The following is an 8,937-nucleotide window of genomic DNA, read 5'->3' as shown; positions in this document are numbered from 1 at the left end:
AACCTTTGAATAATAAGGGATAATAAAAGGCGCCTGTTCGACGCCCTGGGAATTACAGGAAGAAGGGGCTTGGCTGGAACAGCCTTTCTACATCGGAAATAAACTTTTTATCAGTCAAAAACATGATCACATGATCGCCCTGCTCGATCCGCAGATTATTATTGGCGATCATTACGTCATTCCCGCGCACGACGGCGCCAATGATCGTGCCTGGCGGAAGTTTGATCTCATCGATCGACCGCCCGACCACCCGCGAGGTGCTCTCATCGCCGTGTGCCACTGCTTCGATCGCTTCCGCAACGCCGCGGCGCAGGGAGGAGACGCCGACAATATCGGCTTTACGGACATGGCTGAGGAGGGCGGAAATCGTGGCCTGCTGAGGCGATATCGCGATATCAATGACGCTACCCTGAACCAGATCCACATAGGCTCTGCGCTGGATCAGCACCATGACTTTTTTGGCCCCCATTCGCTTGGCCAGCATCGCAGACATGATGTTTGCTTCGTCATCGTTAGTGACGGCAATAAACAGGTCCACCTGGTCAATATGCTCTTCGGCCAGCAGCTCCTGATCCGATGCATCACCATAGAAGACGATAGTATGCTGCAGTTTTTCTGCCAGCTCAGCGGCTCGCTGCTGATTGCGCTCGATAAGCTTAACACTGTAGTCTTTTTCCAGCTTATGAGCCAGGCCCGCGCCAATATTGCCGCCGCCGACCAACATGATGCGTTTGTAAGGTTTCTCCAGACGCTGGAGTTCGCTCATGACCGCACGAATATGCTGCGAGGCGGCAATAAAGAAGACTTCATCGCCGGCCTCGACAATCGTCGAACCCTGTGGGCGGATGGGGCGATCGTGGCGGAAAATGGCGGCCACGCGCGTATCGATATGCGGCATATGCTCACGCATGGTGGACAACGCATTCCCCACCAGCGGACCACCGTAATAGGCTTTCACCACGGCGAGGCTGACTTTACCTTCGGCGAAGTTCACGACCTGCAGCGCGCCGGGATATTCTATCAGGCGATGAATATTGTCGATGACCAGCTGTTCCGGAGCGATTAAGTGATCGATGGGCACAGCTTCAGAATTGAAGAGCTTTTCCGCATCGCGGACGTAATCAGGCGCACGAATACGGGCTATACGGTTTGGCGTATTGAATAATGAATAGGCGACCTGACAGGCCACCATGTTGGTTTCATCCGAACTGGTGACCGCCACCAGCATATCGGCATCATCGGCTCCTGCCTCGCGCAGTACGCGGGGATGAGAACCGTGCCCCTGGACGACACGCAGGTCGAACTTATCCTGCAGGCTGCGCAGACGGTCGCCATTGGTATCAACCAGCGTAATATCATTGTTCTCGCCGACGAGGTTCTCCGCCAGCGTGCCGCCGACCTGGCCGGCGCCCAGAATAATAATCTTCATCTGCAGTGATCCATTAGTTCCGACGTTTGATTAGCTTAGCGTAAAAGAAGCCATCGCCTTCTTCCGCACCCGGCAGATTTTGCTGTCCCGGGCTTGCCGGCGTACCGGTTGCGTGAAGCTCTGCATCCGGGGTCCGCGCGAGGAACGCGGCAATTTGCTGACTATTCTCTTCCGGCAGAATAGAACAGGTAGCGTAAACCAACGTGCCGCCTGGCTTCAGATGCCCCCAGATGGCATTGAGGATCTCGGCCTGCAGCTGGGCTAAATCGCCGATATCCCGATCCCGGCGCAGCCATTTGATATCCGGGTGGCGGCGGATAACGCCGGTGGCGGAACAGGGGGCATCCAGCAGAATACGATCGAACTGCTCGCCGCCACACCACTGCTCAGGGAAGCGACCATCGCCCTGTTTGACTTCGGCTTTCATGCCCAGCCGTTTCAGGTTGTCATAGACGCGGGAAAGACGCTGTTCATCAATGTCCACCGCCATGACCTCAGCCTGGGGAGCGACTTCCAGAATATGCGTCGTCTTGCCGCCCGGCGCGGCGCAGAGATCGAGAATGCGCTCGCCGTTTTCCGGCTGCAGATAGCGCATGCAGCCCTGGGCCGAGGCATCCTGAACGGTTACCCATCCTTCGGCAAAACCCGGCAACGCATGGACCGGGGCAGGGGTGGCCAGACGCACGGCGTCGGGATAGTCAGGGTGGGTGAAGCCCTCTAAGCCGGCCTCTTTAAGCAGAGCAAGCCATTCGTCTCGGGAATGATGGTTGCGGTTAACGCGCAGCCACATCGGCGGGCGCTGGTTGTTCGCATCGACGATCTCCTGCCATTGTTGCGGCCAGGCCTGCTGCAGACGCTTCAGCAGCCATTTGGGATGAAGGTAGCGGTTTTCCTGCCCGGCGAATTCTGCCAGTAGCTCTTCCTGCTGGCGCTGAAACTGGCGTAACACCCCATTGATCAGCCCTTTAAGCTGCGGGCGCTTAATCGCCACCGCGCCTTCTACCGTTTCAGCCAGCGCGGCGTGCGGAGGGATGCGGGTGTAGAGTAACTGATAGAGCCCAACCATAATCAGAAAGTGCACGGTGCGCTGTTTGCCGGTCATCGGACGCGCCATCAGCTTGCTGATAAGCCACTCCAGCTGGCTGAGCGTACGCAGTACGCCAAAACACAGCTCCTGCAGCAGCGCTTTGTCTTTATCGCTGACTTTTTGCTGTAGAGGGGGCAGGACGTTGCTTAAAGACTGACCTTTTTCAACGACTTGCTCGATAGCCTGGGCGGCCAGGCTGCGTAAATTTATATTCTTTTTCATAAGCGCAAAAATAAAAATGCCCGGCGAACCCGGGCTTCAGAAGAGACGACCGTCAGGCGAGACGGGTGCCAGGAGTAAACCACTCCCGGCGGGAATTGAGTAAATCCTGGGCGCTCATCGCTTTTTTACCCGCAGGCTGTAGCGACTCCAGACTGAGGATCCCATCGCCCGTGGCGACCTGGATACCCTGTTTGGTTGCTGCCACGATAGTACCCGGTTCGGCATGCGCAGCTTCGGCAATGACCGATGCCCGCCACACTTTTAGCGGCTGCCCGTCAATTTCCAGCCAACTCATTGGCCACGGATTAAAGGCGCGGATGCAGCGCTCCAGCTGTGCGGCAGAAAGCGACCAGTCGATGCGAGCTTCTTCTTTACTCAGCTTCTCGGCGTGGCACACCAGCGATTCATCCTGTACTTCAGGCTGTGCGGTGCCGTTGGCCAGCTGGGCTAAGGTTGCCAGCAGACCTTGAGGGCCGAGCTCGGCCAGCTTATCGTACAGGCTGCCGCTGGTATCCTCTGCGGTAATGGGGCAGGAAAGCTTATACAGCATATCACCCGTATCAAGGCCGACGTCCATCTGCATGATGGTTACGCCTGTTTCGCTATCCCCCGCCCACAGCGAACGCTGGATCGGCGCTGCGCCACGCCAGCGCGGTAGCAGGGAGCCGTGAACGTTGATGCAGCCCAGACGGGGCATCTCCAGCACCGCTTTCGGGAGAATCAAACCGTACGCCACCACCACCATGATATCGGCGCCGAGATCGGCGACTAATTGTTGGTTGTCCTGCGGACGCAGGGAAGATGGCTGGAATACAGGTAAGTTATGGGCTTCAGCCAGCACCTTTACCGGGCTCGGCATCAATTTTTTGCCGCGGCCAGCAGGACGGTCTGGCTGAGTGAATACGCCAACAACCTGATGTTCAGACGACAACAGCGCGTCAAGATGACGCGCTGCAAAATCGGGGGTGCCGGCGAAAATGATACGTAGTGATTGTGACACGGTATTCCTTGTTATCAGGCACGGGAACGTAAACGATCCAGTTTCTCAACCTTCTGACGAATGCGCTGTTGTTTGAGCGGTGACAGATAATCAATAAACAGTTTGCCGACCAGATGATCCATCTCATGCTGAATACAGATAGCCAGCAGGCCATCGGCCTCCAGTTCAAATGGCTTACCGTCGCGATCCAGCGCTCGGATCTTCACTTTTTCCGCACGCGGCACCAGGGCGCGCTGTTCCGGAATCGACAGGCAGCCTTCTTCGATGCCCGTTTCGCCATCTTTTTCCAGCAGCTCCGGGTTGATTAACACCAGCTGCTCTTCACGATTTTCCGACACATCAATAACGATAATGCGCTGATGGATATCGACCTGGGTCGCGGCCAGACCAATGCCCTCCTCAGCGTACATGGTGTCGAACATATCATCGACGATACGCTGAATTTCCGCATTCACTTCTTTGACCGGCTCGGCGACTTTGCGAAGGCGCTCGTCCGGAATATGTAACACTTGCAAAACTGCCATAAAGTTCCAGAGTCGTATTCAGGAGTTGATAAGATTATTAGCTCTATTCTAGACAAAACACCCTGCAATTGACAGTCTCACTGTCCAATCGCAAAGATTGTCAATACCGCTTATGGCAGGGGATAAGGATGACGCCCGACGAGATTTGGCTGCGGCTGATGAAGGTCAGTAACTTGTATGGCGACAGAATGCTGAAGATCGCACAGCGCTTATGCGCAGTCGCCAGCGTTGATCGTGAAGCGCTGCATGCTGTCGGGATGTCCGCGGCGCAAGCAACGTTATTTTTTCGGCTTGACGGGCGTGAGCTTGATGAGACGCGGCGCTGGCTGGAGAACCCGGAACATCATCTGTTACGGGCCGACGATCCGCGCTTTCCGTTTCGGCTAAGGGCCATCGCTGATTACCCCGGTGCGTTGTTGGTCAGCGGCGATCCCGCTCTGCTTCACAGCGCGCAGCTTGCCGTTATTGGTAGTCGCCTGCATTCCTGGTATGGCGCTCGCTGGGGGAAGCTGTTCAGCGAAACGTTGGCGCGTAAAGGAATGACTATCACCAGTGGGCTGGCGTTAGGCATTGATGGCGTAGCGCATCGCGGCGCGCTCGCGGCCGAGGGCAAAACCATCGCGGTACTGGGCAACGGACTGGGTAAGGTTTATCCGCGGCGCCATGCAAGCCTCGCCCAGCAGATCATCGATAATGGCGGTGCGCTGGTGTCTGAATTTCCACTAATAACGCCGCCGCTTCCCGCGCATTTCCCCAGGCGCAACCGGATTATCAGCGGCCTGAGCCTGGGCGTGTTGGTGGTTGAGGCGGCATTGCGAAGCGGCTCGCTGGTTACCGTCCGCTGTGCTCTGGAGCAGGGAAGGGATGTGTTTGCCCTGCCTGGGCCGATAGGCAATCCGGGATCGGAAGGCCCACACTGGTTAATTAAGCAAGGCGCGGTGCCGGTGACCTCGCCAGAGGATATTGTGGAATACTGGCACAACGAGCTGACCTGGCTAACTGATACGTCTGATTCGATAAATAATTGCGCCGATCAGTCGTCTGTAGCATTGCCATTTCCGGAGCTCCTGGCTAACGTAGGAGATGAGGTAACACCTGTTGACGTTGTCGCTGAACGTGCCGGCCAATCTGTGCCAGTAACCGTAGCTCAGCTACTTGAACTGGAGTTAGCAGGCTGGATCGCAGCTGTACCCGGCGGCTATGTCCGATTAAGGAGGGCAAGCCATGTTCGACGTACTCATGTATTTGTTTGAAACTTACATCCATAGCGAAGCAGAAATGCGCGTGGATCAGGACAAACTGACGCGGGATCTTACCGACGCAGGTTTTGAGCGGGAAGATATCTATAACGCGTTAATGTGGCTCGAGAAACTGGCTGATTATCAGGAAGGTCTCGTTGAACCCATGCAGCTCGCTTCCGACCCACTGTCGCTTCGGGTATATACCGAAGAGGAGTGCCAGCGTCTGGATGCCAGTTGCCGGGGATTTTTACTCTTCCTCGAGCAGATTCAGGTGTTGAACCTCGAAACGCGAGAAATGGTGATAGAGCGCGTACTGGCGCTGGATACGGCAGAATTTGAGCTGGAGGACCTGAAATGGGTCATCCTGATGGTACTGTTCAATATTCCGGGCTGTGAAAACGCCTATCAGCAAATGGAAGAATTACTCTTCGAAGTAAATGAAGGTATGCTGCATTAATCTTTTTGCAGCAACATCGAGTTGTTATGACCAAATCAGCACTGTTTTCGGTGCGTAAAAATGAGCCCTGCCCGCAGTGCGGGGCTGAACTGGTGATCCGTTCCGGGAAACATGGCCCGTTTCTTGGCTGTTCGCATTATCCGGACTGTGACTATATCCGTCCCCTGAAAAGTCAGGCGGACGGGCATGTCGTTAAGGTGCTGGAGGGGCAAGCATGCCCATCGTGCGGCGCGGTTATGGTGCTACGCCAGGGGCGTTTTGGGATGTTCATTGGCTGTAGCCGCTATCCGGAATGCGAACATACCGAGCTAATTGATAAACCAGATGAGACGGCTATTGCTTGCCCGCAGTGCGGACAAGGCCATCTGGTCCAGCGTCGTTCCCGTTTCGGTAAAACCTTTCACTCCTGCGATCGCTATCCTGATTGCCAGTTCGTTATCAATTTTAAACCGGTGGCGGGCGAATGCCCTGAATGCCATTACCCGCTGTTAATAGAAAAGAAGACGGCGCAGGGTCTCAGACGCTTCTGTGCCAGTAAACAATGTGGAAAGCCGATCCCGGCGGAATAAATCAGTGAACAATAACCTGCCCTCAGAAGCCGTCGCCCATGCCGTGGCGGTCCTGAATAATGAACATGTCATCGCCTATCCCACGGAAGCTGTTTTTGGCGTCGGCTGCGACCCTGACAGCGAAACGGCCGTTATGCGTCTGCTGGAGCTGAAGCAGCGTCCTGTTGAGAAGGGATTGATCCTTATCGCCGCTAGCTTTGAGCAGCTGAAGCCCTATATTGATGATTCTCGGTTAAGTGACTCGCAGCGGGCAGCAATCTTTTCCTGCTGGCCAGGACCGGTGACGTTTGTATTCCCGGCTCGTCCTGAAACGCCACGCTGGCTGACGGGTCGTTTTGATTCGTTGGCCGTACGCGTAACCAACCATCCGCTGGTGATTGAATTGTGCGAAGCCTACGGAAAACCGCTGGTCTCGACGAGCGCCAATCTCACCGGTCAACCGCCTTGCCGCACTACCGCAGAGGTCCGTGCTCAGTTTGGTGACAGCTTCCCGGTCGTGGATGGCGCTACGGGCGGACGTCAAAATCCATCTGAAATACGTGATGCCCTGACGGGTGAACTGTTCCGCCAGGGGTGAATCATGGAAACCTACGCTGTTTTTGGTAATCCGATTGCGCACAGTAAGTCGCCTTCTATTCACCACCTTTTTGCCCGCCAGTTAGGGATTACCCATCCTTATGGACGTGTGCTGGCGCCGCTGGACGATTTTGTCTCTTCTCTGAATCAGTTTTTTGCGGAAGGAGGAAAGGGCGCCAACGTTACCGTTCCTTTCAAAGAAGAAGCCTTTGCGCGCGCGGATGAACTGACAGAACGCGCTGCGCTGGCGGGAGCGGTGAATACCCTGAAACGTCTGGAAGATGGGCGTTTGCTGGGCGACAACACGGATGGTATTGGTCTTCTGAGCGATCTGGAGCGTCTGGGATTCATTAAGCCACGCCAGCGGATCCTGCTTATCGGTGCCGGTGGCGCATCGCGTGGGGTACTGCTGCCGCTGCTGTCGCTGGGGTGCGCTGTGACGATCGTCAATCGCACCTATGCTCGCGCCCATGAGTTAGCCACGCTCTTCGCCCATACCGGTAGCGTCAGCGCCCGGGAAATGGATACCTTAGCCGGGGAAGCTTTCGATCTGATCGTCAATGCAACATCCAGTGGGATAGAGGGTGATGTGCCGGCTATCCCGGCGTCTGTTGTTAACCCCGACGTGTATTGCTATGACATGTTTTACCAGAAAGGGGCGACGCCATTTCTTCAGTGGTGCCAGCAGCATGGCGCAACCCACTGCGCTGACGGGCTGGGAATGCTGGTGGCGCAAGCCGCCCATGCTGTTCTGCTATGGCACGGCGTCCTGCCGGCTATCACCCCGGTTATAGAAAAGCTGCAACAGGAACTGAATGCATGAATCAGGCGATTCAGTTTCCCGATCGGGAATCATGGGATGCCGAACGGCAGGGCGTGGTTTTTCCCGCGCTGGTGAATGGGATGCAATTAACCTGCGTAATTTCAGGGCAGATCCTGCAGCAGCGTTTTGGCGCAGAGGGGCCAGCGCAGTGGCTGGCCGCATTCCGGGAACATCGTTGGGATCTTGAGGAAGAGGCTGAGGCATTGATCCGCGATAATCAGGAGGATGCTCAGGGTTGGGTCTGGCTCTCCTGATCCAGATATTCATCTTTCCATTTCACATAGTTATTTGCTGAATATTTTAGGCCTTCCCGCTCCGCCTCTGTCAGGGGGCGGATCTGTTTGACCGGATTGCCAAAGTAAAGGAAGCCGCTTTCAAGCTGTTTATTCTGCGGCACCAGACTTCCCGCGCCAATCATGACGTCATCACCAACCACGACACCATCTAACAAGATCGAACCCATACCAACCAGCACGCGGTTGCCGATAGTGCAGCCGTGCAGCATCACTTTGTGACCAACCGTCACATCCTCTCCAATGATCAGTGGATTTCCCTCAGGCTTGTAAGAGGATCTATGGGTCACGTGTAGAACGCTGCCGTCCTGAATATTGCTACGTTGACCTATCGACACGAAATTGACGTCGCCGCGAATGGCGACCAGAGGCCAGACGCTGACGTCATCGGCAATTCTGACATCACCGATGACGACGCTGGATGCGTCAATCATGACGCGAAGACCGATTTGCGGGAAAAATGTTTTATAGGGACGCAGGTGAGCAGACATGTTGACCTCAAAAATACGGGAGCGTAAGAAGACTTTGGTGGCTTTTATCTCGCTCTGCAACCCCTGAATACGGTGAAAATTGAGCAAATCGCGCAATTACACGGCGAAAAGGGTGAAAAATCACCATTCAGAAAAAAAGATCGAAAAAAGGCTTGTGCAAAAAAATGGGATCCCTATAATGCGCTCCCACTGACACGGCAGATGTGAATCACTTCACACAAACAG

The 8,937-nt window shown here is 55.3% G+C and carries 11 protein-coding genes; 6 read left to right on the top strand and 5 right to left on the bottom strand.

The features are described 5' to 3' along the window. Positions 1-52: 52 nt before the first annotated feature. Genes trkA through def form a run of 4 tightly spaced genes read right to left on the bottom strand, consistent with a single transcriptional unit; the run spans position 53 to position 4,262 of the window. Positions 53-1,429, bottom strand: coding sequence for a Trk system potassium transporter TrkA (gene trkA / locus ABLX76_RS13050; RefSeq protein WP_002919153.1), 1,377 nt, complete (start codon positions 1,427-1,429; stop codon positions 53-55). 13 nt (positions 1,430-1,442) lie between these two features. Beyond that, a complete protein-coding gene (rsmB, locus tag ABLX76_RS13045) occupies positions 1,443-2,738 on the bottom strand; it encodes a 16S rRNA (cytosine(967)-C(5))-methyltransferase RsmB (protein WP_087849556.1) in 1,296 nt (431 codons plus the stop codon). A 52-nt stretch (positions 2,739-2,790) separates the two neighbouring features. Beyond that, positions 2,791-3,738 (bottom strand): methionyl-tRNA formyltransferase, encoded by a 948-nt coding sequence (fmt, locus tag ABLX76_RS13040; protein WP_017900611.1) that lies wholly within the window; start codon positions 3,736-3,738, stop codon positions 2,791-2,793. A gap of 14 nt (positions 3,739-3,752) precedes the next feature. Beyond that, on the bottom strand, positions 3,753-4,262 hold the full coding sequence (def, locus tag ABLX76_RS13035) for a peptide deformylase (protein ID WP_004206802.1): 510 nt from the start codon (positions 4,260-4,262) through the stop codon (positions 3,753-3,755). A 128-nt stretch (positions 4,263-4,390) separates the two neighbouring features. Here def and dprA point away from each other — a divergent pair, with 128 nt between their 5' ends. From dprA to ABLX76_RS13005, 6 genes are read left to right on the top strand one after another with little or no spacing between them, the layout of a single operon-like run. Beyond that, positions 4,391-5,515: a DNA-protecting protein DprA gene (gene dprA / locus ABLX76_RS13030; protein WP_348874637.1), complete on the top strand. Its 1,125-nt coding sequence runs from the start codon at positions 4,391-4,393 to the stop codon at positions 5,513-5,515. Beyond that, a complete protein-coding gene (gene smg, locus ABLX76_RS13025; RefSeq protein WP_002919137.1) occupies positions 5,487-5,960 on the top strand; it encodes a DUF494 family protein Smg in 474 nt (157 codons plus the stop codon). Before dprA ends, smg begins: the two co-directional genes overlap by 29 nt. 26 nt (positions 5,961-5,986) lie before the next feature. Continuing rightward, a complete protein-coding gene (locus ABLX76_RS13020) occupies positions 5,987-6,529 on the top strand; it encodes a type I DNA topoisomerase (protein ID WP_023291168.1) in 543 nt (180 codons plus the stop codon). Positions 6,530-6,533: 4 nt separating this feature from the next. Then, complete coding sequence (tsaC, locus tag ABLX76_RS13015) at positions 6,534-7,106, top strand: L-threonylcarbamoyladenylate synthase type 1 TsaC (protein WP_004206805.1); 573 nt, start codon at positions 6,534-6,536, stop codon at positions 7,104-7,106. A gap of 3 nt (positions 7,107-7,109) precedes the next feature. Continuing rightward, complete coding sequence (gene aroE / locus ABLX76_RS13010; RefSeq protein ID WP_072421476.1) at positions 7,110-7,928, top strand: shikimate dehydrogenase; 819 nt, start codon at positions 7,110-7,112, stop codon at positions 7,926-7,928. Further along, the gene (locus tag ABLX76_RS13005) at positions 7,925-8,182 is read left to right on the top strand and encodes a DUF1488 domain-containing protein (RefSeq protein ID WP_048298473.1); all 258 of its coding nucleotides are present in this window, start codon (positions 7,925-7,927) and stop codon (positions 8,180-8,182) included. The genes aroE and ABLX76_RS13005 overlap by 4 nt, the downstream gene beginning before the upstream one ends. On the opposite strand, the gene ABLX76_RS13000 is transcribed toward ABLX76_RS13005, so the two are convergent. Further along, positions 8,158-8,712 carry a gamma carbonic anhydrase family protein gene (locus tag ABLX76_RS13000; RefSeq protein ID WP_044524944.1) on the bottom strand — a complete coding sequence of 185 codons (555 nt, stop codon included), beginning with the start codon at positions 8,710-8,712 and terminating at the stop codon, positions 8,158-8,160. The two genes, ABLX76_RS13005 and ABLX76_RS13000, sit on opposite strands and share 25 nt — an antisense overlap. Positions 8,713-8,937: the final 225 nt, after the last annotated feature.

The organism is Klebsiella sp. JB_Kp004 (assembly GCF_040065795.1).
GTDB lineage: Bacteria > Pseudomonadota > Gammaproteobacteria > Enterobacterales > Enterobacteriaceae > Klebsiella > Klebsiella quasipneumoniae.
This window is presented reverse-complemented; position numbering and strand designations above follow the sequence as displayed.

Excerpts from the sequence above, each read along its gene's own strand:
- trkA (WP_002919153.1), bottom strand. The coding sequence starts at position 1,429 with ATGAAGATTATTATTCTGGGCGCCGGCCAGGTCGGCGGCACGCTGGCG.
- rsmB (WP_087849556.1), bottom strand. The coding sequence starts at position 2,738 with ATGAAAAAGAATATAAATTTACGCAGCCTGGCCGCCCAGGCTATCGAG.
- def (WP_004206802.1), bottom strand. The coding sequence starts at position 4,262 with ATGGCAGTTTTGCAAGTGTTACATATTCCGGACGAGCGCCTTCGCAAA.
- dprA (WP_348874637.1), top strand. The coding sequence starts at position 4,391 with ATGACGCCCGACGAGATTTGGCTGCGGCTGATGAAGGTCAGTAACTTG.
- smg (WP_002919137.1), top strand. The coding sequence starts at position 5,487 with ATGTTCGACGTACTCATGTATTTGTTTGAAACTTACATCCATAGCGAA.
- ABLX76_RS13020 (WP_023291168.1), top strand. The coding sequence starts at position 5,987 with ATGACCAAATCAGCACTGTTTTCGGTGCGTAAAAATGAGCCCTGCCCG.
- aroE (WP_072421476.1), top strand. The coding sequence starts at position 7,110 with ATGGAAACCTACGCTGTTTTTGGTAATCCGATTGCGCACAGTAAGTCG.
- ABLX76_RS13005 (WP_048298473.1), top strand. The coding sequence starts at position 7,925 with ATGAATCAGGCGATTCAGTTTCCCGATCGGGAATCATGGGATGCCGAA.
- ABLX76_RS13000 (WP_044524944.1), bottom strand. The coding sequence starts at position 8,712 with ATGTCTGCTCACCTGCGTCCCTATAAAACATTTTTCCCGCAAATCGGT.